This window comes from Novosphingobium sp. CF614 (assembly GCF_900113255.1).
In the GTDB taxonomy this organism is placed as follows: Bacteria; Pseudomonadota; Alphaproteobacteria; order Sphingomonadales; family Sphingomonadaceae; genus Novosphingobium.
Genome location: NZ_FOOR01000013.1, coordinates 16658 through 41027, shown reverse-complemented (window position 1 = coordinate 41027; position 24370 = coordinate 16658). Strand labels below are relative to the sequence as shown.

Annotated in this window: 18 protein-coding genes; 4 read left to right on the top strand and 14 right to left on the bottom strand. The window is 67.0% G+C overall.

Translation table 11 applies throughout. The features are described 5' to 3' along the window. Nucleotides 1-15: 15 nt before the first annotated feature. From ygiD to BM052_RS13860, 5 genes are all read right to left on the bottom strand, one after another. Nucleotides 16-798: a 4,5-DOPA-extradiol-dioxygenase gene (ygiD, locus tag BM052_RS13880; protein ID WP_091147832.1), complete on the bottom strand. Its 783-nt coding sequence runs from the start codon at nt 796-798 to the stop codon at nt 16-18. A 149-nt stretch (nt 799-947) separates the two neighbouring features. Then, the gene (locus BM052_RS13875) at nt 948-1433 is read right to left on the bottom strand and encodes a VOC family protein (protein ID WP_091147831.1); all 486 of its coding nucleotides are present in this window, start codon (nt 1431-1433) and stop codon (nt 948-950) included. Between the two features lie 113 nt (nt 1434-1546). Continuing rightward, on the bottom strand, nt 1547-2761 hold the full coding sequence (locus tag BM052_RS13870; RefSeq protein ID WP_091147829.1) for an aromatic ring-hydroxylating oxygenase subunit alpha: 1215 nt from the start codon (nt 2759-2761) through the stop codon (nt 1547-1549). A 130-nt stretch (nt 2762-2891) separates the two neighbouring features. Next, nucleotides 2892-4154: an MFS transporter gene (locus BM052_RS13865; protein ID WP_255406144.1), complete on the bottom strand. Its 1263-nt coding sequence runs from the start codon at nt 4152-4154 to the stop codon at nt 2892-2894. A 170-nt stretch (nt 4155-4324) separates the two neighbouring features. Continuing rightward, the gene (locus BM052_RS13860; RefSeq protein WP_091147827.1) at nt 4325-6739 is read right to left on the bottom strand and encodes a TonB-dependent receptor; all 2415 of its coding nucleotides are present in this window, start codon (nt 6737-6739) and stop codon (nt 4325-4327) included. A gap of 419 nt (nt 6740-7158) precedes the next feature. On the opposite strand from BM052_RS13860, the gene BM052_RS13855 reads away from it, so the two are divergent. Further along, complete coding sequence (locus BM052_RS13855; protein WP_255406142.1) at nt 7159-8133, top strand: enoyl-CoA hydratase/isomerase family protein; 975 nt, start codon at nt 7159-7161, stop codon at nt 8131-8133. On the opposite strand, the gene BM052_RS13850 is transcribed toward BM052_RS13855, so the two are convergent. From BM052_RS13850 to BM052_RS13835, 4 genes are read right to left on the bottom strand one after another with little or no spacing between them, the layout of a single operon-like run. Next, nucleotides 8059-9498: an amidohydrolase family protein gene (locus BM052_RS13850; protein WP_091147826.1), complete on the bottom strand. Its 1440-nt coding sequence runs from the start codon at nt 9496-9498 to the stop codon at nt 8059-8061. The two genes, BM052_RS13855 and BM052_RS13850, sit on opposite strands and share 75 nt — an antisense overlap. After that, a complete protein-coding gene (locus BM052_RS13845; RefSeq protein WP_255406141.1) occupies nt 9492-10700 on the bottom strand; it encodes a CoA transferase in 1209 nt (402 codons plus the stop codon). Before BM052_RS13845 ends, BM052_RS13850 begins: the two co-directional genes overlap by 7 nt. Continuing rightward, nucleotides 10690-12189: a class I adenylate-forming enzyme family protein gene (locus BM052_RS13840; protein ID WP_091147824.1), complete on the bottom strand. Its 1500-nt coding sequence runs from the start codon at nt 12187-12189 to the stop codon at nt 10690-10692. Before BM052_RS13840 ends, BM052_RS13845 begins: the two co-directional genes overlap by 11 nt. Before the next feature lie 29 nt (nt 12190-12218). Further along, entirely contained in the window at nt 12219-12509 is a 291-nt protein-coding gene (locus BM052_RS13835; protein WP_091147900.1) for a hypothetical protein, read from the bottom strand. A gap of 378 nt (nt 12510-12887) precedes the next feature. On the opposite strand from BM052_RS13835, the gene BM052_RS13830 reads away from it, so the two are divergent. Beyond that, nucleotides 12888-13208 carry a hypothetical protein gene (locus BM052_RS13830; protein WP_091147823.1) on the top strand — a complete coding sequence of 107 codons (321 nt, stop codon included), beginning with the start codon at nt 12888-12890 and terminating at the stop codon, nt 13206-13208. Nucleotides 13209-13412: 204 nt separating this feature from the next. On the opposite strand, the gene BM052_RS13825 is transcribed toward BM052_RS13830, so the two are convergent. Further along, nucleotides 13413-13901, bottom strand: a complete 489-nt coding sequence (locus BM052_RS13825; RefSeq protein ID WP_177198481.1) for a MarR family winged helix-turn-helix transcriptional regulator — start codon at nt 13899-13901, stop codon at nt 13413-13415. Between the two features lie 249 nt (nt 13902-14150). On the opposite strand from BM052_RS13825, the gene BM052_RS13820 reads away from it, so the two are divergent. After that, nucleotides 14151-15833 carry an MFS transporter gene (locus BM052_RS13820; protein WP_091147821.1) on the top strand — a complete coding sequence of 561 codons (1683 nt, stop codon included), beginning with the start codon at nt 14151-14153 and terminating at the stop codon, nt 15831-15833. A gap of 247 nt (nt 15834-16080) precedes the next feature. Here the strand turns inward: BM052_RS13820 and BM052_RS13815 are convergent, their stop codons facing one another. The 4 genes from BM052_RS13815 to BM052_RS13800 form a co-directional block, all read right to left on the bottom strand. Next, nucleotides 16081-17493, bottom strand: a complete 1413-nt coding sequence (locus BM052_RS13815; protein WP_255406140.1) for an efflux transporter outer membrane subunit — start codon at nt 17491-17493, stop codon at nt 16081-16083. After that, nucleotides 17490-20690 carry an efflux RND transporter permease subunit gene (locus tag BM052_RS13810; RefSeq protein WP_091147820.1) on the bottom strand — a complete coding sequence of 1067 codons (3201 nt, stop codon included), beginning with the start codon at nt 20688-20690 and terminating at the stop codon, nt 17490-17492. The genes BM052_RS13815 and BM052_RS13810 overlap by 4 nt, the downstream gene beginning before the upstream one ends. A 7-nt stretch (nt 20691-20697) precedes the next feature. Continuing rightward, complete coding sequence (locus tag BM052_RS13805) at nt 20698-21912, bottom strand: efflux RND transporter periplasmic adaptor subunit (RefSeq protein WP_369821538.1); 1215 nt, start codon at nt 21910-21912, stop codon at nt 20698-20700. 299 nt (nt 21913-22211) lie between these two features. Next, nucleotides 22212-22811, bottom strand: a complete 600-nt coding sequence (locus tag BM052_RS13800; protein ID WP_091147817.1) for a murein L,D-transpeptidase catalytic domain family protein — start codon at nt 22809-22811, stop codon at nt 22212-22214. Nucleotides 22812-22844: 33 nt separating this feature from the next. Here BM052_RS13800 and BM052_RS13795 point away from each other — a divergent pair, with 33 nt between their 5' ends. Further along, entirely contained in the window at nt 22845-24017 is a 1173-nt protein-coding gene (locus tag BM052_RS13795; RefSeq protein ID WP_255406138.1) for a L,D-transpeptidase family protein, read from the top strand. Nucleotides 24018-24370: the final 353 nt, after the last annotated feature.

Sequence of the window (24370 nt, the reverse complement as noted above, 5' to 3'; positions counted from 1 at the left end):
AAGGGGAAAGCCCGGTCATGACGCGCCGATCAGGACGCTGGCCATGCCGAGCGACTTGTGGTGAATGAAGTCGGCCTCGAATTCCGCCTTCTCCCGATCGTGCCGGGCGCCCAGCACGTAGAGCAGCGGCCAGAAGTGATCGGGCGTCGGCACGGAGAGGTGGGCGGCCTCGCCCAGCGCCTCGAAATCGATCACGACCTGGGGCCGATCCTCGGCGATGGCGGAAATCATGGCGGCGTTGAACCTGTCCGCCCAGTCGTAGGGGGGAGCGGCCGGATTGTTCCAGTCCATCGCCGGCAGGTTATGGACGATATTGCCGGTGCCCATGATGAGCACGCCTTCGTCGCGCAGCGGGCGGAGCCGGCGGCCCACTTCCCAATGGGCGGCGGGGTCCTTGGACAAGTCCATGCCCAGCTGGACGACGGGTACGTCGGCCTCGGGATAGGCGTGGACCAGCACCGACCAGGTGCCGTGGTCCAGCCCCCAGCCATGGTCGAGCGCGACGGGCATGGGGGACAGCAGCTCCCGCACCCGCAGCGCCAGGTCGGGATCGCCGGGCGCGGGATAGCGCACGTCGAACAGGGCCTGCGGAAAGGCGCCGAAATCATGGATGGTGCGCGGTTCTGGCATCGCCGTGACGGCGGTTCCATCGGTCAGCCAATGGGCGGAGATGCACAGGATCGCCCTGGGCTTGCCGATGCGGGCGGCGATCCCCGCCCAGCACCGCGTCAGGGTGCTCTTCTCCAGCGCCACCATGGGACTGCCGTGGCCAAAGAAAACGAGTGGAAGGCGGCTCATTCGTGTCAGCTATGCTTTGCGATGGGAGAGTTCACTGGTTGCGATCCGGAGGTCTGCTGCCGATGCCCGAAGGCTAGGAAGCGGGAGGTGTCGCGGTCTTGCGGCACGACGCACAACAACTTGTCGCCGCGTTTCAGGCCAGGGCGCTGTCATTCCCGCGTGTAATCATCGGGAATCCGGGGATTTTCGCCGGCCTTGCCCCAAAGCAGGATTTCGTTGCCCCAGGGATCGACGAAGCAGTGGTTGTACCCGTTGAATTCCTTCCAGTAGTGATTGCGCCAGAGCACGGTCGCGCCCAGCTTCTCGGCCGTGGCAAGGATCCGCTCGGGCGTGTCGTCGTCGCTGACCAGCACCCAGACGCGGGGCTTGCGGCCACCGGCGGAAATGGCGCGCGGCTCGGCGCCGGCCGGGTCCGGATGGGGACGGGCGTTGGCGGCATCGAAAATGCCCAGGTGCAGGTTGCCGATCCGGCTGTCCGAACCGTCGGCGTGCTTGAAGAAGCCGCCGGGCACCATGCGGTGGTAGATCCCCTGGGGGCGCGCATCGTTTTCCCAGCCGAACACTTCGGCATAGAAGGCGCCGGCGGCGGCCGGATCGTCCGAGGCAAGATCGACGAAAATCAGGCTGTTGGTCATCGGCGGCAGGTTCCTTCTTGATCGAGCGCGTGCGCGGCGCGTTCTGCGGCGCGCGCACGAAAGGTTGACCGGGCGCGTGGATTCCGCGCCCGCGACGGCATCGGGAAGCGGCGTCAGGCGGCGCCGGTACGCCGGAACTGGGTGACCGGTGCGGAAGGGCCGCGCCGACGGTTCCATTCGCTCCAATAGCGATCGACCAGCCACAGGTTGAACTGCCGCTGCGCCCCTTCCTGCCAGCTGTACCGGCCGCGCGGCGCGAATTTCGAACCCAGGCCTTTCTGCACCAGCCGGTCCACATGCATGTCCTGGGCGATGATTTCCGCCACCGCATCCATGTTCATCCGCATCTTGTGCTCGAACAGCGGATCGGCCTGGGCTTCGGGATGAAGAAGAATGCCGGTGGTCATCGCATGATGCTCCGCGTCCTCCACGTGGAGAATCATGTAGATGACCATGTCCGCCATCACCACCAGCGACAGGCTGGGCGGCAGGTTGACGAACAGCAGCCGGTTGCGCTCCTCTTCGGTCAGCTTCGGGAAGACCGGGAAGACCGCCTTCTGCGTGGCGTTGAAGCTCGCATCGGCATGCAGGGATCCGTTGAGTCGGTAATATCCGGCGGTTTCCGGCGGCAGTTCGGGAAAGCTCGCCAGCGCGCTGGGCACGATATCGTGCAGCGGCCCGGCGTGGAGGCGGTTGGCGTGATAGCCGTCGTTGTTGTTTTCGAACATTACCTTCCAGTTCCAGGGATAGGAAGGCGGCGCATCCGGGCGCGGGCCGCGCGCGCCGGCGAATTCGTAGTTGGCGACGACGGCTTCGATCCCCGCCAGGCGCGGCGTCAACGGCAGCGCCTCAGGATCGAAGTTGACGAAGATGAAGCCATGCCAGGTTTCCATCCTGATCTTCGGCAGGCTGGCACCCGCCTTGTCGAAGTCGCAGGTCCGGTTCATGGCCGGGGCGCCGATCAGCGCGCCGTCCAGGTCATAGGTCCAGTGATGGTAGGGGCATACGAAGGCGCGCGCGTTGCCGGCGCCCTCGGCGACGAGCATGGCGCGATGCTGGCACACGGCGGACATCGCGTTCAACTGCCCCTCACGGTCAAGCGCGACGATGATGGGTTCCTGCGCGTGGGTGACGGTGAAGTAGTCCCCAGGTTTCTCCAGCCATTCCACGCGGCCGACGCACAGCCATTCGCGGTGGAAGATCGCGTCGCGTTCGAAACGGAAGAACTCCTGATCGGTATAGCAGGCCGGGGGCAGGGTATCGGCTTTCAGCGTGTCCTCGATGGAACTGGCGAAGCTGTCGAAGAACTGGTCGGTCAGAAGTGTCATGATACGATTCCGTAAAGGCAGTTAGGCCCGTAAAGGCGGCCTGGCCGGTAGAGGCCACCCGGCCCGTTTCCGCGCCTTGTATCGCGCGCCGTCTGTTTTGGTGCAGTCGCTTTTTGCATCGCGCCGCGGCTCATTCCGCCGGCACGAGGCCGGCGTCTTCCGGAAATTCGGCCTCGGCCTCTCGTCCACGCCGCACCGGCGGATGCAGGAAGAGCGCCGTCGACAGGGTGGTGAAGGCCAGCAGGATCGCGAAGCCGAACAAGGCGGGGCCGAAACTGCCCGTCATATCGGCCGCCCTGCCGGCTATGATCGGGCCCAGTACCGCGAAAGTCGTCGCCGTCGTGGCCATTGCGGTCATGTCCCCGGCGATTGCCGCGCCGAAGTAGCGCAGCAGCAGCACGTGGGCGCTGAGCCAGGCGATTCCCCAGCCAAGCCCCATGATGGCTGCCCCGCTATAGGCCATGGCGAGGCCGCCGGCCGCGTAGAGCATGGTCATGGCGATGCTGAGCAAGGCCAGGCCGATGACCAGCAGCCGCTTGGGGGGAACCCGTTCGCTCAGGGCGCCGGTGCAGCCTTTTGCGATCGTGGCGGCAAAGGCGAGCAGGCTCATGGCGACCGCGCCCGGGCCGGCCCCCACGCCGAGCGTGGCGACGTGGGAGACCAGCGTGGAATGCGCGGTGGTTATCACCGTCTGCACGACCATCATGGCGAAGGCGAGAATCAGGAAGGTGGGGCTGCGCACGGCCGCGTGGACGGTCCAGGGCGATTCGCTCCCGTTCGTCCTGCTCCCGCCGCTTCCGGCGCCGGTCACCTGCTTGACGCTTTCGACTTTCACCGCGTCGCGGATGCCGAGCAGGCACAGCGCGCCGAGCAGCAGCGCCAAGATGCCCATCACCATCCAATGCAGCCGCCAACTGCCCGTCAAGCCGACGATGCCCTCCACGATCAGTGGCCCGGCGATGCCGCCGGCGGCCCCGGTCATGAAGTAGAAACCGATCATCCGCGCCGAGGACCTGGGAAACCACGTCGCCAGCAGGAAGATCGCGGGCGAGGGCGCCACCAGCGAAAAGCCCAGGCCCATCAGCGTCGTCGCCAGGAAGAAGAAGCCCAGGTGCTGGATGATCGAGGCGATGAAGAATCCGCTCGCCAGCACGATGCAGCCGGCGAACATGGTCAGCCGCGTCCCGACGGCCTTCATGATGATCGGCGGCAGCGGGCTGCCCAGCCCGCAGGCCAGCCCCAGCAGCGAGAAGCTCAGCCCGGCGACCGCCTGCGACCAGCCCAGTTCGGCCACCATCGTGTAAAGGACATATCCCAGCGAGGTGAACGTCGTGGCGGTGACGAAGAAAAAGCCAAGCGACGCGACGCACATGACGATGAGTTTTCGCGGCATAGAAGCTCCTGCTGCGTCCTGGAAATCGACCGGCGGAGGTTCGCACGGACGGCGACCGCGCTCTTGGTGACTCGCGCAAGAAGAGTTGATCGTGGCCCCCGGTGCCGAAAAAAGAGGGCGTGGCGGTAGTCCGCCACGCCCTCCCGCGCTTCCCGGAGGGAGAAGGAAGCCTAGAACTTGTAGCCGATCGACAGGATCAGTTGGCGCGGCGGGATATAGGTATCGAACACTTGGTTGCTGCCGTAGGGATCGGTGACGCGCGAATTGAGGCCGTTCTTGTCGAACAGGTTGGTCACGCGCAGGGTTATGTCGGTGTTGGTATCGGTCGGCTCGTACTTCAGCATCGCGTTGACCTGGGCATAGCCCGGCGTTTGATCCACCGTGCCGGTGTTGAACACGCGGGACTGGTAGCTGCCGCGATAGATCACCTGCCCGCGCGCCGTCAGCTTGCCGGGGCCGATTTCGGCGGTATAGGTCGCCGCGATCGTGCCCTGCCAGCGCGGAAGCTTGGGCACGCGGTTGCCGTCGATGTCCACCCGGGCGGATTCGCGCGCGGCGGAAGCGGCGTAGAAGTTGGTCCAGAACAGGTAGTCCGGATAGCCCGCCGCGATCTGCGCCGCCGAGGCCGCGGTCGGATCGAGCGCGCCGTAGTGGGCGGTGAACTTGCCTTCCAGCCAAGAGCCCGAGGCGTCGATCCGCAGCGCGCTGGTCGCCAGCCAGGAACCTTCGATCTCGGCGCCCCAGACGCGCGCCTTGGGCGCATTGCTGATGCCCTTGGCGAACAGCACCGGATCCTCCTCCAGGAACTGCATGTTCTTGTAGTTGTAGAGGAAGGCGGAGGCGTTGAGCTGCAGGGTATCGCCCATGAAGCGGTTCTTGGTGCCGATTTCGAAGGAATCGACCTTTTCCTCCGCGTAAGTCGGCTTGATCGCGTCGGTCCAGCCGAAGATCGGATAGGCGCCGAACCCGGAGGCGGAGCCGGAGTTGATGCCGCCGGGCTTGAAGCCCCTGGTGAAGCTGGCATAGGCCATGTGGCTGGGATCGAACTGGTATTCGAGCGCCGCCTTGCCGGTCCAGGCCGAGGCCTTGCGCGGCGCGGTGGCCGAAGGCTGGAGATAGCTGCCCGAGGTCTGCGACGAACTGCCGCCCGACAGGCTGTCGTAAGTGCCGGAGGCCTTGTCATGGTTGTAGCGCGCGCCGCCGGTAAGCTTGAGCTTGTCGGTCAGCGCGTAAGTGGCCTGGGCGTAGAACGCATAGTCCTCGCGCGTGATCGACGATAGCTCGGCGTAAGTCAGGAAGCCCACCGCCGCGTCGTCGTAGGCGGTGTTCATCGCCAGCGGCGGACGCAGGAAATCGTCGTCCGAACCCTTGTATTCGTTGATGTACTGGCTGTTCTTGGACCACAGGTAGACCGCGCCCGCGACCCAGCTCAACGGCCCCGCGGTGTTGGAGGCGATGTTGATTTCCTGGCTCCAGCTCTTGGTGTCGGCCTGCCAGAGGGCGACGTGGTCGTAAGTATAGCCGGTAAAGCTCAGCGGGCTGTAGGTCTGGGCGAAAAACAGGTCGGTATCGAGCGCGTCCGCGTCCCACGCCTGTTCGGAATGGAGCTTCTGGAAGCCGGTGATCGACTTGATGACCGCGAACGGCGTCTCCCAGCGCACCACCCCGGTGTAGAGCTGGGTCTTGACCACCGAGCGTCCCGGATAGTCCTGGGTCAGCACGCGCGGGTCGGTCTCGGGGTCGAGGATGTTCTTCTGGGCCGGCCCATGCGTGTTGCTGTCGTACTGGATGGTGTTCAGCGTGACGGAAAGGTTGCTCGTGGGCGACCACTTCGCGCCGATGCGCCAGCCGGTGCTGTCCTCGTCGTCGAGGTCGTACTTCTCGACGCCGGGAACCTGCGTTGCATGGGCATAGCCGTCATGCTTGGTGAACTGGAAGGCGCCGCGCAGTGCCAGCGTGTCGCTGATCGGCACGTTGAGCGCGCCGTTGCCTTCCTTGTAGTTGTAGTTGCCGATGCCGGCGCCGATGTTGCCGCTGAAATCGGCGGCCGAAGGGTCGATCGACACGACGTTGATCGTGCCGCCGGTCGATCCCTGGCCGAACAGCGTGCCTTGCGGCCCGCGCAGCACTTCGACCTGGGCGACGTCGATGAAGGCCGCGCTCGCCGCGATCGAGTTGAAGATGTAGACGCCGTCGATGTGATAGGAAACGCCGGGCTGGGTATTGGTGTTTTCCGGCGTCTCCGAACCGATGCCGCGGATCGAGAGCATGCGTTCGCCGCCCCCGCTCTTCGCGATCACCAACCCCGGCACGGTGCCGTTGAGGCCGGTGATGTCGGTTACGTTCGCCGCCCTCAGCGTGTCGCTGGAAATCGCGCTGATCGAAAGCGGTGCCTGTTGCAGGCTGATTTCGCGCCGCTCGGCGGTGACGACGATGTCGCCGAGGCCGGTATCGGCTTCGGCGCTCGCGGTGGCGCTGGCCGACGCCGCAGCGTCGTCGCTGCGGGCCTGTGCTGTTCCCGATGCGAAAGCGAGCAGCGAAACGCCTGCGGTCAGCAGGCAGGTGGTGTGAACATTCCTGAACATCGACGCCCCCGGGGTTGTGATTTCCTGGCCCCTCCCGCGACGTGACGGCGTTCTTCTTGGTGGATGCCGTTCGTTGGAGTGTGTTGGGAGCAGGCCCGGGGGTCTTGTGCACCTGCGAATAAGTAGTTGACTGGACCGCGCCTCCGCGCGCTGCTGCGGGCCCTTTCCGGGCCTGCAGCGCGGCCGGGGAAGAGGCGCGCCGGCCACGGACGATAGGTTCGCGGCCAGTCGGGGCGCCGGTCCGCCTCGGCAGGGCGTCTGGCGTCAAGGCCTCCGGGGGCTGGCGGACAAAGCCGCGCGGCGGTAGGGCCAGGGTGGTCAAGGGGAAACGGGTTCGTGATATTGGAGCAGGGAACACGAAGACCGGGCCGGGGTCCGATCCCCCGGTCGAAGGGTGCCGATCCCGGCGCCGGGTTCGCATGACCATGATGCAAGCCACGTCTCCCGCCGCCTTCACCATCCCGGCCGCCCGGCTGGAAAGCGATGCCGGGCAGTGGCGGGGGCCGATCGCGCTGATCGATCTTGCCCGGGAAAGCGCGGACATCCCCGGCATCAGCCTGCCATCCTGCCCGGTGATCGGGATCGGGGCGCCGGATCATCCGCTCGCCGCGCGGCTGGATGCCGTGGTGGACGAACGGTTCGATCCGGACGCCGTCGTGCGGGCCGCCGCGCGCCAGCCGCTGGCCGCCGCGACCGCGGCGCAAGTGCTGCGCCTGCTGCCCGCGCTGCCGCTCGAACAGGGGCTGACCGTCGAGTCGCTCGCCTATGCCATGCTGCAAGGCAGCGAAGCCCACCGCGCGTGGATCGCCGCGCGTCCCCGGGACGAGCGCGTGCCTCCGACCGGGCGAGTGATGCTGGCGCGGGAGGAGGACGACCTGGTGGTCGTGCTGAACAGGCCCGAGGCGGGAAACGCGATCGATCGGGCGATGCGCGACGGCCTGCATGAAGCCTTCGCGCTCGCCAACGCCGATCCCACCATCGCGCGCGTCCTGCTGCGGGCGCAAGGCAAGGCGTTCAGCCTGGGCGCGGAACTGGCGGAGTTCGGCACGACTACCGACCCGGCCACCGCGCACAGGATCCGCTGCCATACCCTGCCTGCGCGCGAGGCGCTGCGCTGCGCCGATCGCCTGGAAGTTCACGTCGACGGCGCCTGCGTCGGCGCCGGGCTGGAACTGGCCGCCTTCGCGCGGCGCGTGACGGCGACCGCCCGCGCCTGGTTCCAGCTTCCCGAACTGGCCATGGGTATCCTTCCCGGCGCCGGCGGCTGCGTATCGCTGACGCGCCGCATCGGCCGTCAGCGAACCCTGCTGATGATCCTGTCAGGGCGCCGCATCGGCGCCCGGCAAGCGCTCGACTGGGGCCTTGTCGACGCGCTGGTGGACGAGGCGCCCTGATACCCAGGTAGCGGCGACGTCCGTGCCCCGCGGCCGCGCGCGCGCCTGGGCCCAGGGCCGATCGAGCAGGCAGAGGTCGGCGGGCTCGCCCGGCGCGACCCGGCGCTGCCGGGCCAGGTCGAGCGGATCGGCCAGATAGAGCGCCAGCGCCTGCTCTGGGGTCAGCGCCTCGTCCCGGCCGATCACGGCCCCGCCGCTGGTGCGCCGGCTTGTCGCCGCCGCCATCGCGGTCCAGGGATCGGGGCTGCCGTAAGGCGCGTCGCTGCCGCCGGCCATGACGATTCCGGCCTCGCGCAGGCTGCGCAGGCGATAGAGGTCGCCGTGGTGACGCGGCTCGACATCGGCGAGATAACGGTCGCCGCGCTCGGAGACGAAGTGGGGTTGCACGCAGGCGCGCAGCCCCGCTTCGTCTCCGAGCGCCGCCATCCGCGCGACCAGTTCGGGCGCGGCGATCGAGACATGCTCGATCCGGTCTTCCGGCAGGTGGCCCGCTTCCTCCAGCAGGGCCAGAGCGAAGACCAGCTCCACCTCGGTCACGCAGTGCACCGCCACCGGCCGGTCCTGGCCATGGCCCGCCCGCACGAAGGCCAGCGCCGTGTCGAAATCGGGCAGGGCGGCTTCGTGCAGATGGAGCTTCACCGGGCCGAGCCGCCATCCCTCGCAAGCCGCCTCCGCCAGCGCGGGCGTCCCGGCGAGGACGAGCGACTGCCGCAGCGCGCCCGATGCCGCCTGCCGCGCGAAATGCGCCGCCATCGCCGGGTCGTTGCGCGGTGACATGTCGGTCACGCCGGTGATGCCGTACCGCGCCAGTTCCCGGCTCGCTTCGGAAAAGTCGGGGGGCCGGCTGCCCAGCGCGCGCTGCAGCCAGGCGTCCTCGTCGAACAGCCGCCCGGTGAACCGTCCGCCCTCGCGCTCGATCCCCGGCGGCGGCGCGGCGGCGCGCAGCAGTTCGTCCAGCGCCATCGAATTGAGCAGCCACATCCGGCCGGTGCGGTGCTGCATGCGCAAGGGCCGGTGCGGCACCAGCCGGTCGAGCGCGGCGGCATCGGGCAGGATGCCGCCCAGCACGCTTTCGTGAAAGCCGATGCCCCGCAGCCAGCCGGTCCCCGGGCGGTCCAGCGCGCGGGCAAGGTCTTGCGCGTCGCGGACCTCCGGCGGGCCGCAAGCGACCGAAGACTTGCGCGCGGCCAGCGCGGCGAGGTGGATGTGGTGATCGTGGAGCCCGGGAAGCAGCGCGCCGCCACATGCATCGACGATCGTTTCGCCGGGCAGGGCCGGCAGCGTGCCGAGCGCGGCGATCCGCCCCGCTTCGACGCGGACGTCGGCCGGGCCGGCCTGCCAAACCTCGGCATTGCGGATCAGCACCGGGCAAGCTCCGGCAGGCAGCGCGTGGTATCGGCCCCCAGCGCGCGGACTTCGGCGCGCGGGGTGCGGGGCGGTACTTGCGGGAACAAGCGGCCGCCCGACTCGCCCCACGCCCGCAGCTCGGCGTCGATGGCGGCGCGGTCATGCGCGCGTTCCTCGGCCAGGGCCATGGCCGCTATCGCGCTCATCGACAGGCCAATGCGCTGGGCCATGCCGCCGCGCAAGGCCTTGAGCCCTTCGCGCGCGGCGAGAATGCCGGTGAGCGGATCGGCGATGGCGTCGCCGACGTAGCCGATCTCGCCGGTCAGGTCGGCCATCGCGCGCGACAGGCCGCCGGCCACGCCGCAATCGTTGCCGATGCCTGCCCAGTTCGCCGCATCGCCGCTGGCGCCGTGCCCGGTCACTGAAAGCCAGACCAGCCCCGGCACTTCGCGGACGAGCGCCCCGGCATCGACGCCCAGGTGCAACAGCGCGCGCGGGCGGGACGATTCGATCACCACGTCGGCGCGGCGGATGAGCGCGATCAGCGCCGCTTTCTCGGGCTCGCTGGAGAAATCGACCAGGACGTTGGCCTTGCCCTGGTTGACGAGGGCGAACATCGCCGGATCGTCGTGCCGGATCAGGTCGGGACGGCCCCGGCTCTCCACTTTGACCACGTCCATGCCGGCCTGCCAGAACAGATGACCCGCCAGCGGCCCAGCCCAGATCGCGGACAGGTCGATCACCAGCGGGCGGTGGCCGGGCGGACGCCGGCGGCGGGGGCCGAGGGTCATGATCTCCACGGGCGGCGCGGCGGGCGTTTCGTCGGTGGAGGCGACCGGCAGCCCCAGGACGCGGCCGCGCTCGACCAGCGCGGCGCAATCGTGCTGTCCCACTGCCGCGGTGATCGCGTCATCGTCGTGGATCGACAGGCCGGCATCGCCCAGCAACGCGGGCAGCAGTGCGCGGTCTTCGTCCCGGATCAAGGTCAATGCGAACCAGCCGCCATCGCGCGTCGGCAGCAGCCGGCTGCCGCCTGCTCCGGCGGAAACGCGTCCGGCGATGCGATAGCCGCCGCTCGACGCGCGCTCTCCCATCAGGGCGGCGCCTTCCAGCGCGGCAAGCGCGGCCAGGCCGTGCTCGCGCGCCATGGCTTTCAGTTGCCGGTCGGCCCAGCGCGACAGGGGTATCGCCGGGCCGGAGGGCAGGGTTTCAGTCGGCAAGGACTTCCTTGACCTTGCGGCGCAGCAGCTTGCCCATCTCGTTGTAGGGCAGCTCCGCGACGAAGGCGACTTTCTCGGGCACGCGCGAGGAACGCAGGCGCGAGCGCACGAGGTCCTTCAGCTCCGCCTCGCACGGCGGCTCGTGCCCGTCGCGCGTGACCACGGCGACGCCCACCGCCTCGCCCCATTCCACCGAGGGAATCGCGCAGGCACAGGCATCGGCGATGGCCGGGTGGGTGAGCAGCACGTCCTCGATCTCGCCCGGCGACATGTTTTCCCCGCCGCGCACGATGACGTCGTCGGCCCGGCCGGACAGGAACAGGTAGCCGTCCTCGTCCATGTAGCCCGCATCGCGCGTGGGGAACCACCCTTCCGCGTCGAGCGCGCTCTTTTCCTTGTACTCGCCCGAGACCTGCTCGCCGCGCACGTAGATCTCGCCCGCTTCGCCGGCGGGCAGGACTTCGCCGTTCTCGCCGCGAATCTCGATCTCGACGGTCGGGATCGGCTTGCCGAGCGAGGTCAGGCGGGCGCGGACTTTGGGATCGTCGGACGCCAGCGCCTCGCGGTGATCGTCGGGGCCAAGCAGCGCGACGGTGGAACTGGTTTCGGTAAGGCCGTAGGCATTGGTGAAACCGGCGCCCGGGAAGCGCTCCAGGGCCTTGTGGATCACCTCCAGCGGCATCTTGCCGCCGCCGTAGGCGATCGCGCGCAGCGTGGCGACATCGGCGTTCAGGCCCTTCTCCATGGCATCGACGATGCGCGCCAGCATGGTCGGCACCACGAAGGCATTGGTGATCGCCTCGGCCTCCACCAGGCCCAGCCAGCCTTCGGGCGAGAAATTGGGCAGCATCACGATCTTGCGCTGGGCATAGATCGAGGAGAGCAGGGCGGAAATGCCGGCGATGTGATAAGGCGGGACCACCATCAGCGCGGCGTCCGCCTCGTCGGCGGAGGCGAACTCGACGGTGCCCAGGATGTAGCCGAGCAGGTTCGAGTGGCGCAGGATCGCCGCCTTGGGCGCGGCGGTGGTGCCGCTGGTGAAGAGCTGGATGGCGATGCCTTCGCCCGGATCGTACTCGCGCGCGTCGTCGGCGGGCACGGTTTCCTGTGCCTTGAGCGTGAATTCCTCGCGCGAGTAGATCGTGTGGCCCTGATCTCCTGCGAGCCGGGTCACGCGTTCCTCGTCGCCGATCACCAGCGCCGGTGCGATGCGGCCGAGCAGGGCGGCCAGGTCGGCATCGGGCAGGCGGTAGTTGAGCGGGCAATAGGGCACCCCGGCCAGCGCCGCGCCGAACACCGCGATCACCGCCGCCTCGCTGCTTTCGTCCAGCAGCGCGACGTATTCGGCCTCGCTCTCCTGGATCAGTTCGAAAGCGCCGCGCGCGGCATCGAGCAGATCGCCATAAGTCCAGCGCTTGCCGTCGCAGACAAGGCAGATACGATCGGACGCGGCTTCCGCCGCCATTTCGAGAAGGAGGGCAATGTTCATCGTATATTGCTGCCTTGGCGGATGGGCGATCAGTCGGAAGCCGGAAGCGGCTTCGCGTCCTTGACGACCAGCGCGACGCCGTCAACCGAAAGCGAGCCCTTGCCCGGCTTGACACAGAGCAGTTCGTACTTGCCGTCGGCATCGACGTAACGCTTGCCCATCAGCGTGCCGGCCGAGAAATCGGCGGCGAGCGGCGCGGGCTCGGCGGGCTTGGCTTCGGCCATCGGCGCGCCGCCGCATTCGATCTGGCCGTCGGCGCAGCGGATCACCATGACTTCGGTGTCGCAGGCGGCGCTTTTGAGGCGGGTTCCAGGCTTCATCTCGGGTTCCTTCTTGGCGGGTGTTTGATGTTGAATGTCCAGCATAGGGGGCTTGCGCATCCCCATGCAATCGCACGGCGTGTCTTTAGGCATGCGATCGGTTCCCGTTCAAGGCCGAGTTCGAGCGGTGCCGATAGAATATTATGCATGGCCGCGCCGCCATGAGAAGCCGCGAAAAGGTCCTCCGCTCCCTGACCCCGGAGCACCGCGCCCGGCTGGCTCTCCCGCCGCGACCCGCGATGGAGTCCGGCTTTTGAGCAAACCGCGTTCGCAGTTGCAACAATTGCAATTGACTTTGGTGCGAACAACTCCTAACCTAGGTTAGTAAGGTGAAGAAGCCACCAGTTCGCAGTTTTCATAATTTCGGAGATTATCACGATGAACAAGTTCGCCCCTCTCGCCGCCCTTGCCGCTTTCGCGACTCTGGCCGGTATCCCTTCCGCCGTCTTCGCTGAAACCACCCAGTCGGTCCGCGAAGTTACCGAGGAAGCCGCCGCCCCCGTCAAGGTGAATGCCGGCGCCATGCTCTACTCGGCGAACGGCTATCGCATCGCCCCGGTATACCGCGTCACTGCCGACGGTAACCCGCAGGTCATGCTGGACGGCCGTCTCGTCACGGTTCCGGCCTCGACCCTCAGCGAGGTTAACGGCAAGGTCACGACCGCGCTCTCGAAGCGGGACCTTGCTTCGATCAAGTAAGCTTTTCACGAGCTCTCAAGGCGGAAAGGGCGGTGCTTCGGCGCCGCCCTTTCTGTTTGTGCGCGTTCTGAGCGGGCTGTGCGAAATCCGGGGCGAAATCCGGCGCAAGTCACCCGCCCTGGTTTTTGTTATCGCATCGTTTTAAGCGAAAAACCGGGTTCCCACTTTTGCGGACGATGCTCCATCCGGCCGATGGACGCCGTTTCAGCCGCGGCACACATTGTCATAAATGCGATCCATGAAACCGCGCATTTGCTCGATTTCCTCGTCGGAAAAGCCATTGAACATGCGCTGCTCGCTTTCGTTGGCGATAGCGCCGAGCCTGACCAGCAGGGGACGTGCCTGTTCGGTGGGGTAGACCGCGCGTGCGCGCCGGTCGTCCCGGCGGTCACGCCGTTCGAGCAGGCCGTCAGCGCAGAGCCGATCGATCAGGCGGCCAGCCGATGCTTCCGACATTTCCAGGTATTCCGCGATCGTGCGCTGGGTAGAGCCGGGATGGCGCGCCACCGTCGCAATCATCGCCCATTGCGAGCGCGTGACGTTGAGCACCGCGACCTTGCGGTCGAAATTGTTGCGCAGCAGCCGCGCGATCACCGTCATGCGCAAGCCGACGTGCCGCTTCGGACTTTCCTCACGGTTGCCGAAGGGAGATTTCTTCACCTCGGTCGATTTGTTGTCGGCGTCGGTCGCCACGCGCAGTTCCTTCCTGGTTCAATTATCAGCAATATTCGATACGGCCCCGTTCGCGCCGGGGGCATGCGAAGGTCGCATGATGAAATGCGATCAGCGGTGCGAACCCGATCACGGCCAATTGCTTTCCATGGTTAGTATATTGGCGCGCGATGCGGTTGCGTCAATCGATCGTCTTCGCGATAGGCCGCCTTGACGTGGGCAACGCGGGGGACAAGATCGCGGTCCGACAGGTATGAGGAAGACGTGGCGATGTCCGGCAGCAGCGATGCCAATGGGGCCGGAACGGCTGGGACGAGGAGCAGCGCTTTCGCTCCCTTGCAGGAAGCCACGTTCCGCCGAATCTGGCTGGCGAGCCTGTTTTCGAATTTCGGGCAGCTGTTCCTGGGCGTGGGCGCGGCGTGGGAAATGACGCGGCTTTCCAGTTCGCCGAGCATGGTCGCGCTGGTCCAGACGGCGATGATGGTGCCGCTCGTGCTGGTGACGCTGCCGGCCGGTGCCATCGCCGACATGTTCGACCGGAGGCGAATCGCGATGACGGGCCTTGGCTTCAGCGCGGTCTGCGCCGCCGTCCTGGCCGGGATCGGCTTTCTCGGCCTTATCACGCCGGAACTGCTGCTGCTGTTCTGCATGTTGATCGGCGCGGGCGTGGCCTTGTTCTCGCCGTCGTGGCAGGCCTCGATCCCGGAACAGGTATCGCGCGCGCATCTGCCCGCGGCGGTGGCGCTGGGCACCATCAGCTACAACATGGCCCGCAGCTTCGGCCCGGCGCTGGGCGGCGTCATCGTGGTGCTCTACGGCGCGAAGACCGTGTTCGGCATGACGGCCCTGCTCTACCTGCCGTTGCTGACCGCCTTTTTCCTCTGGCGCAGGGACCACGTACCCTCGCGGCTTCCGCCCGAACGAATCGACCGGGCGCTCATCAGCGGGGTGCGCTACGCGCTGAATGCCCCGGCGATCCGCACTGCGATGTTGCGGGTCAACTTTTTCGCCTTGTCCACCGCCACCGCGTCGGCGCTCGCGCCGCTGGTCGCCAAGGACCTGCTGGGCGGCGATGCGGCGACATTCGGCATGCTGCTTTGCGCGCAGGGCATCGGCGCGGTGATCGGCGCCTTGCTGGTCGGCCGCATCCGGGAGAGGATCTCGACCGAACTGGCCGTGCGGATTTATGCGGTCGGCACCGGGCTGGCGCTGGTTGCCATCGGGTTCAGCCATTCGCTGATCCTGACTTGCGCGGCGTTCGTGGTGGTGGGTGGCTGCAACATCCAGACGGTCGCCATGCTCAACGTCGCCGTGCAGCTTTCCGCGCCGCGCTGGGTCACCGCGCGCGCGCTGTCGCTGTTTTCTTCGGCGACGACGGCCGGGATCGGTATCGGCGCCTGGGCCTGGGGCTCGGTCGCCGCCGCGCATGATGTGTCTTTCGCGATGATTCTATCGGGAATCGCCGTCGCTTCGACCGCGCTGCTCGGTTTCATTCTGCCTATCGCCCGCGACCAGGAGGAGGATAATTCGTCGGTCGAGATCGGGTACGAGCCGGAAGTGAGCTTGGCGCTGACGCTCCGTTCCGGGCCGGTGGTGGTCGACGTGGAATATGACGTCGATCCCGACCGCGCGCGCGATTTCTACGGCGTCATGATGAAGATGCAGGGCGTGCGCAAGCGTATCGGCGGATTCCAGTGGTCGATCGCGCGCGATATCGAAAATCCGGCGCTCTGGACCGAGCGTTACCATTGCCCGACCTGGGGCGACTATCTGCGCATGCGCGATCGCTATACCCAGGCCGATTTCGACATTCAGGCCGAAGCCGATTCCTTCAACCGTTCGCGGCACGGACGGCGTGTCCGCCGCCGGCTCGAGCGGCCGTTCGGTTCGGTCCGGTGGAAGGCGGACTCCTACGATCCACGGCAGGAGACCGTCGATTTCATCAGTCCGTGAAGGGGCTATGGTCAGGCGCCTGAATACTGGATCGAGACAAGTTCAGAGCCCTCGCTCCAACGCAGTTTGGCGCTGTCCTGGATTGCTTCGGCGGCTTCGCCGCCTCGCAATTGACGAAAGGGGAAAACGAGTCTCCGCCCAAGAGACCTGGTATTAAGCCAGGGACCCAAAATCCGAATCAAGAACCGCTCGTTCTGAGCTTGTCGTCCTCAGCTTGTCGACGCACGCCGGCGCGGAGCGGAGCGCATCATTGCCCGGGCGTCGTTGCCTGGTCCCCGCCCAGCACGCGATAGAGCGTGATCCGGTTGGCGGCGACCTGGAGCCGCACCGCGATCTCGGAACGGCGTGCCGTATAGAGGCTGCGCTGGGCGTCGAGATTGTCGAGCGAACTGGCGATGCCTTGCCGATAGGTCGCCTCGGTCAGCCGCGCGGTATCCTGCGCGGCGGCGGTGTAAGCGCTGGCGGCGCGCAGCCGCTCGGCCAGCGTGCCCTGGTCGGCGAGGGCATCGGCGACTTCGCTGAACGCGGTCTGGATCGCTTTCTCGTAAGCGGCCAGCGCGGCGTCGCGCTGCGCCTTCGCGACTTCGACCCCGGCCGCCTTGCCGCCGGCGTTGAAGATCGACCAGCTCGCGTCGACTCCGGCGGTGGCGGAAAACGCGCCTTTGTTGAACAGCGAGGAAAGGGCGTCGCTGGCGAAGCCCAGCAGGCCGGTCAGCGAAATCGACGGGAACAGCGCGGCGCGCGCCACCCCGATATCGGCATTGGCGGCGCGCAAGTCGTATTCGGCCGAGACGACGTCGGGGCGGCGCAGGAGAACTTGCGAGCTGGTGCCGGCGGGCAGGACCGCAAGCCCCTGGCCGACCTCTTCGACGCCGGCGGGGAGCAACGCCTGGTCGAAGTCCGCGCCGACCAGCAGGCGAATCGCGTTGGCGTCCTGGGCAAGGGCGGTCTTCTGCGTGGCGACGTCGCCCCGCGCGGTCTCGAGCACTTGTTCGACCTGGCGCAAGTCCGTGCGCGGGGCAACGCCGCCGGCAAGGCGGGCCGAAGTCAGTCTTACGCTGTCCCGGGCGTTGTCCACGGTCGATTCGGCGATCGCCAGCAAGTCCCGATCCGCCGCATAGGTGGCCCAGGCCAGCGCGAGGTCGGCCACCAGGCCAAGGCGCACCGTGCGCGCCGCCGCTTCGCTCGCCAGCGCCGTGTCCCGCTGGGCCGCCGTGGCGTTGGCGAGCTTGCCGAACAGATCGAGTTCGAAGCTGGAGATACCGCCTTCGACCGAATAGGACGAACCGTCGCCCGAGGATCCGCCGCCGTTGTCGGTGCGGGTCGCGGCACCGTCGATGCCGATGGCCGGGAACTGGTCGGCACGCACCACCCGGATCTGGGCGCGGGCGGCCGCGAGGTTCGCGGCGGCGACGCGCAAGTCGCGGTTGTTGAGAAGAGCCTGGGCGATCAGTGCCTGGAGCCGGGGATCGCGAAAGATCTCGGTATAGGAGACCAGCGGCAGGTTCGCCTCGCTTTGCGCGAGATAGGCATCGCCGACCGGCCATGAGGCCGGAACCGGCGGAGCAGGCGCAACGTAGGCCGGGGCCAGCGAACAGGCGCCCAGCGCCATCGCCGGCAACAGGCCGCCCGCCAGCTTCATCGCCTCCAGGCACCTCATGGCGTCTCTCCCGAAGCCTGGCGGCGCTCCTGCAAGTAGCGCCGCGCCGCCGCCAGTCCATCGCGCACGCCGCGCCGCACGAGGACGAAGAACAGCGGGATGAAGAAGATCGCCAGCAAGGTCGCGGTGAGCATGCCGCCGACCACCGCCGTGCCGATCGCCTTGCGGCTGTTCGCGCCGGCGCCGGTCGCCAGCGCCAGCGGCAGCACGCCGAAGATGAAGGCGAAGCTGGTCATCAGGATCGGGCGCAGGCGGATGCGGGCGGCCTCGAGCGCGGCCTCGATCACGCGCTTGCCCTGTCGCTCCGCCTGCTCGGCGAATTCGATCATCAGGATCGCGTTCTTGGCCGCAAGGCCCATCGTCGTGAGCAGGCCGATCTGGAGATAGACGTCGTTCTGCAAGCCCCGCAGCGTCACCGCCGCGATGGCGCCGAGCAGGCCGAGCGGGATGACGAGGATCACCGCCACTGGAATCGACCAGCTTTCGTAGAGCGCGGCAAGGCACAGGAACACGACCAGCAGCGACAGCGCGTAAAGCACCGGCGCCTGCCCGGAGGACAGCCGCTCCTGGTAGGAAGAACCCGACCAGGCGACGCTGGTGCCGGGTATCTTCGCCGCAAGCTGCTCCATGAGGTCCATGGCGGTGCCGGAACTGACGCCCGTGGCGGCATTGCCGGAAAATTCGTAGGCTTGCAGTCCGTTGAAGCGCGAGCTGGAACTGGGGGCGGTGGACCAGCCGACCGTGGAGAACGCCGAGAACGGCGACATCTGCCCGTCGCTGCCACGCACGTACCAGTAGGCGAGGTCCTCGGGCCGAGAGCGGAACGGCGCATCACCCTGGACGTAGACTTTCTTGACGCGGCCCTTGTCGATGAAATCGTTGACGTAAGTCCCGCCCCAGGCCGTCGCGAGCGTGGAGTTCACCTCGCTCTTGGTCAGTCCATAGGCGGTGAGCGCGCGGGTGTTGCTGTCGACCTTGAGCGTGGACACGTCGGGCAGGTCGCTCAGGCGGACGCCCGAGAGCCGGCTGTTCCGGGAAGCCTCGGCCAGGAGGGTGTCGCGCGCCTTCTGGAACTGCTCGCGGCTCATGCCGGTGCGGTTCTGGAGTTCGAGCGTGAAGCCGGCCGAGATGCCCAGGCCGCGGATCGCGCCGGGAACAAGCGCGAAGACTTGCGCGTCCCGTAGGCCGTTAAAGGCGGCGGCGGCGCGCGCCACGATGGCATCCGCGCCGTCGCGGGAGGCTTTGCGCCTTTCCCAGTCGGTCAGCTTGACGAAGGCCTGGCCGGTGTTCTGCCCGGTGGCGCCGAAACCGCCGCCGGCGATCGTGAAGATCCCGTCGACGTTGCTTTTCTCAGACGTCAGGAAGTATTTCTCGACCTGGCGCTGAACTTCCTCGGTGCGCGTGCGCGGGGCCCCCGCCGGCAGGCGCCACTGCACCATGACGATGCCCTGGTCCTCGTTCGGCAGGAAGCCGGTCGGCAAGCGTTCGAACAGCACCAGCGTCGCCGCGCAAGTCAGCCCGAACAGGCCGAGCCAGCGCCACTTGTGCGCGACCACGCGCTCGACCCGGCGGCCATAGGCATCCACGGTGCGTTCGAAACCGCGGTTGAACCCGGTGTGAAACTTCTCCCAGCCACGCGCCAGCCACGGTATGCGGCGCTCGATCAGGGTGGGTTCGCGGTGTTCGCCGCTGGATTTCTGCTTGAGTAGGGTCGCGGTAAGGGCTGGGCTCAGGACCAGCGCGACCAGCACCGAAAGCACCATGGCCGATACGATCGTCAGCGAGAATTGGCGATAGATCACCCCGGTCGACCCGCCGAAGAAGGCCATCGGCAGGAACACGGCCGAAAGGACGAGCGCGATCGCCACCAGCGCGGTCTGGATCTCTGCCATCGACTTGATCGTCGCGTCGCGCGGGGACATCCCGGGGTTTTCATGGAGCAGGCGCTCGACATTCTCGACCACCACGATGGCATCGTCGACCAGCAGGCCGATCGCCAGGACCAGGCCGAAAAGGGTCAGCGTGTTGATCGAGAAGCCCACGATGTAGAAGATCGCGAACGTTCCCAGCAGCACCACCGGCACCGCGATCGCCGGGATGAGCGTGGCGCGCCAGCTTTGCAGGAACACGAACATGACGATCACGACAAGGACGATCGCCTCGAACAGCGCTTTCTCGACTTCGGAGACGGAAAGGTTGATGAACTCGGTGGTGTCGCTGCCGTAAGTGAACTTCAGTCCGTCGGGCATGTTGGCCGACAGTTCCCGCATCTTCGCCTTGACCGCCTCTGCGGTGGCCAGCGCATCGGCGCCGGGCGAAAGCGAAACCGAGATACCGGCGCCGGGGTGGCCGTTGAACCGGCTGACGACGCTGTAGTTTTCCGCGCCGATCTCCACCCGGGCGACGTCGCCCACGGTGACCGTCGACCCGTCCGTATTGGTCTTGAGCACGATATCGCGGAACTGGTCGACGGTCTGGAGGCGCGATCCGGCCGTGACGATGGCGTCGATCGCCTGGTCCTTGGCCGCCGGCAGGCCGCCGATCTCGCCGGCGGCGACTTCGGTGTTCTGGGCCTCGATCGCCGAGACCACGTCGCTGGGCATCAGCGAAACGGCGGCGAGCCGGTTCGGATTCAGCCAGATCCGCATGGCGTGCGGCGTGCCGAACACATTGACGTCGCCAACCCCCTGGATGCGCGAAAGCGGGTCCTGGATGTTCGAGGCGAGGTAATCGGACACGTCCTGGTTGGAGCGCGTGTCGGTCGCGTCGTAGACCACGACCAGCAGCAGCTGGTCCGGGTTGGACTTGGTGACGTTGATGCCCTGGTTCTGGACCGACTGCGGCAGTCGCGAAATCGCCGACTGCACCTTGTTCTGGACCTGGACTTGCGCGATGTCCGGATCGGTGCCTTTCGCGAAGACCGCGCTGATCGTCGCCTGGCCGCGATTGGTCGATTGCGAGCTGAAGTAGAGCAGGCCGTCGATGCCCGTCAGCTGCTGCTCGATGATCTGGGTGACGCTGTTCTCGATCGTCTCGGCCGAGGCGCCCGGATAGTTCGCGCGGATGTTGACCTGGGTCGGCGCGATATCCGGGTATTGCTCGTTGGGCAGGTATTTCAGCGCGCCGATGCCGCCCAGCATGACGATAATCGCCAGAACCCACGCGAAAATGGGTCGGTCGATGAAGATGCGCGACATGCCGGGCTCAGTCGCCCCTACCGGAGCCGGAGCCGGATGCCTTGTCGCCGGCCGGAGCGAGGGCCTGCTGCGGGCTGGACGCGGCCACGGGCCGGATCGCCGTACCTTGCTTGAGGCCGTTCAGCCCCTGCACGATGACCTTGTCGCCCTTCCCGAGGCCGGCGGTTATGACGGAGTTGGCGCCGAAAGTGCGATCCGCCGTCACCTTGCGGTGCGCGGCCTTGTTGCCGGCGCCGACCACCATGACGAAGGCGCTGCCGTCAAAATCGCGCTGGACCGCGTTCTGCGGAATCAGAAATGCGTTGGGATCGGATGCCTGGTCGAACACCGCGGTCACGAACATGCCGGGCAGCAGCAGGCCGTCGGGATTGGGAAAGCGCGCGCGCAAGGTGACGGTGCCGGTATCCTGGTCCACGGTCACTTCGGAAAACTGCACGATTCCAGGCGATCCGTAGTCCGAACCGTCATCGAGTTTCAGGCGCACTGCGGTGCTGCCGGGACGGACCCCGCCCGCGGCCAGCTTGCGGCGCAGCGCGGTCAGGTCGGCGGCGGATTGCTGCATGTCGACATAGATCGGATCGGTGCGCTGGATCACTGCCAGCGGATCGGTCTGGCTGGCGCTGGCGAGCGCCCCTACCGTGGCCAGCGAACGGCCGATGCGGCCGCTGATCGGGGCCGGGACCAGGGTGAAACGCAGATTGATCCGCGCGGTATCGAGCGCGGCGGCGTTCTGGGACACCGCTGCTTTCGCTACCCGGGAACTGGCGAGCGCATCGGTATAGTCCTGCTTGGCGATCGCCTCCATATCGGCCAGCGGCTTGTAGCGATCAGCCTTCGCAGCCGCAGCATCAGCGGAGGCGCGCGCGCTGGCGAGGTTCGCCCGGGCCTGGTTGACCGCCGCCTGGTACAGGCTGGGATCGATCAGGAACAGCGGCTGGCCGGCCTGCACGTAGCTGCCTTCGGTGAAGTAGCGCTTGCGGATCACTCCGGAGACCTGCGGCCGTACTTGCGAAGTCTCGTAGGCGACCGTCCGCCCGCTGAGCGAGACCGCGAGCGGCACGCTCGTCTGGCTGGCGACGATGTAGCCGACTTGCGGCACCGGATGCTGCGAGGCTTGCTGCGAAGGATCGCCGGAACAGGAGGAAAGCGCCGCGGCGGCGAGCAGAGCAAGGCTCGATCGCCACCAACCCGGCGCTGGAAGGTCGTGATGGGGGGCGGGTATCAAGTCGCATGCTTTCCTGACTTCGACGCATCCTATCGATGCAAACGGGCGCTCCCACAAGAGCGCAATTCGCAGGTGCGACATTTTGCGACCAATCATCAAGCATCGTTACAGGCCGCGAAACGGCACGGCTTCTGCCGCGACAGCATGCGCCGCATGCGTTGACCGCAATCAATGCAAAAGCCGTGCCGGGGATGGATTTCTGTTCGCATGCGCGGAAACGAGGAACGTCACGCCGGACCGTCGGCGCAAGGCAGGGAACATTCCACGGCGGGGATGGGGAGGGCAGGTTGACGCGGCTATTTCCACGCGAACAGCAATCGGCCTTCACCAAGCTGCTGCAGCACTTCGGCCACATTGCGGTCCGGCACGGCGAAGCAGCCGAGGCTGCGACCGATGCGTCCCTGCAACAGGGCCATGCCCAGGCTGACGTAATCGGCCGCATGGATCACGATCGCGCGGCTCGCGGCATTGCTGTTCTCTGGATCGAGGCCATTGAGGCGGCCCGAGCGGCCATGCTTGCCGTAGTACGTACCCGCGGTCAGGAAACTGCCGCGGCAGGATGCGTTGGAGCCGGGGCGATTCGAAAAGCGGTCGAGCCAGCCGGTGTTGCCTGGGTCGGAGCCGCGCCCATGCGCGACGAGATGGGTCGCCAGCACCCTGCCATTGCCGATGTCGACAACGTGAAAGCGGGGAAGGGCGGAAGGCTCGGTAAAGTCGACCAGCCCCATAAGGTCGCGATTGCGGATATGGAAGGCATGGGTATCCAAGGCAGCCATCGCGCGTGGCAGCAGGGCCGGCCGATCGCCGGATCGGACCGCGGCGAAAGCGCGCGGCGCGACCAGTCCTGCGGAACCTGCAGCGACGGCGCCAATAAAGCGGCGCCTGCTGAAAATCATGTTTTGCGAATCCCGAAAGTCTTTTCCCAACACGTGGAAGCGGCTGCGCGACTTTTCAAGTGTCGCCGGCGAACGGCGGGAACAACGCGGACCGGCCTGCTTGCGGCGGGCGCCCTGTTCCTGTGTTCCGCGCATCCAGGTGAAGTAACCGTTCCCGGATGGACTCCGGCGAAGCTTGAACGGCTGGAGTACTGGATCGCCAAGGCGCCCGAGGACGCCCTGCCGTTGCTCGATGCCGCCCCCCTGGCCAGGGCGGAGGCCAGCGGTGACGGCGCGGCGATCGACAGCACGGCCACCGACCTGGCGCTTCGCCTGGCGCGCATGCATCTTCTGGGTTTCGCCCCGGCGGCGCAGCGGGCGGGATGGCGGATTTCCGACAGCGACGGCGCGGTCGACCTGCACGGGCAGCTGGAGCGCGCCGTATCGCTCGACATGATCGATTCCTTCTTCGCCGGCCTCGGACCGACGCACCCGGACTACGCCGTGCTGCGCGCCGCCTATGCCGCCCCGGCCGATCCGCCGTCCCGGCTGAGGATCGCCCGCAACATGGAACGCTGGCGCTGGATGCCGCGATCGCTGGGGCCGGACTATGTGCTGGTCAATGCAGCGGCCTTCGAGGCCGAGCTGTGGCGCCAGGGCCGCCTTGTCGGTACCTGGCCGGTGATCGTCGGCAAGCGCTCGACGCCGACCCCGGTCTTTTCCGCCATGATTACCGGCGTGATCCTGAATCCCTGGTGGACCGTGCCCGAAAGCATCATCCGCGAGAAGCACGGCAATTTTCCGGCACGGCAGGGATATGTCCGGAGCGGGGGGCAAGTCCGCCAGAAGCCCGGGCCGGACAATGCGCTGGGTGCGATGAAGCTGGACATGCCCAATCCCTTTACCGTCTACATGCACGACACGCCGAGCAAACACTTGTTCGCGCGCGAGGTTCGCGCTTTCAGCCACGGCTGCATCAGGGTCGGCAACGCGCTGGATTTCGCCGGCACCCTGCTGGAAGGGATCAAGACCCGCGACGACATTCAGGCCATCGTGGCCACCAGGAATACCATCACGATCAGGCTGCCTGCCGACTTGCCGGTCTACGTCGCCTACTTCACCGCGGGTGCCGACGGCCGGGGCAAGCTTGCGTTGTATCCCGACATCTATAACCGCGACGGCCGGGTAGGTGATGCAACCGTTCCGTCGGATGGATGCAGCGCTTAGAGCCCGTGCGCCCCGGAGTGAAGAACCCGAAATCCGGATCAAGGTCCGCTCATTCTGAGCTTGTCGAAGAGTGTTGGCCCCACCGCCGCGCCATCGTCCCTTTCGGCTGGCGGTTTGCAGCCGCCGTTCCGGACAAGCTTCGACGGGCTCAGGACGAGCGGAGGCGCGTGATCGTGCTGCGACTCGTTTTCTCCTTTCGCCGTTGCGAGGCGGGGAAGCCGCCGAAGCAATCCAGGGCGGCGTCAACCGCGTTAGATTGCCGCGCCGCCCTTCGGCGGCCCGCGACGACGAAGGAAAGCGGAACAGGAGTTCCGATCGATGATACTTGGTGTAAACCCGCGTGAACTGTCGGG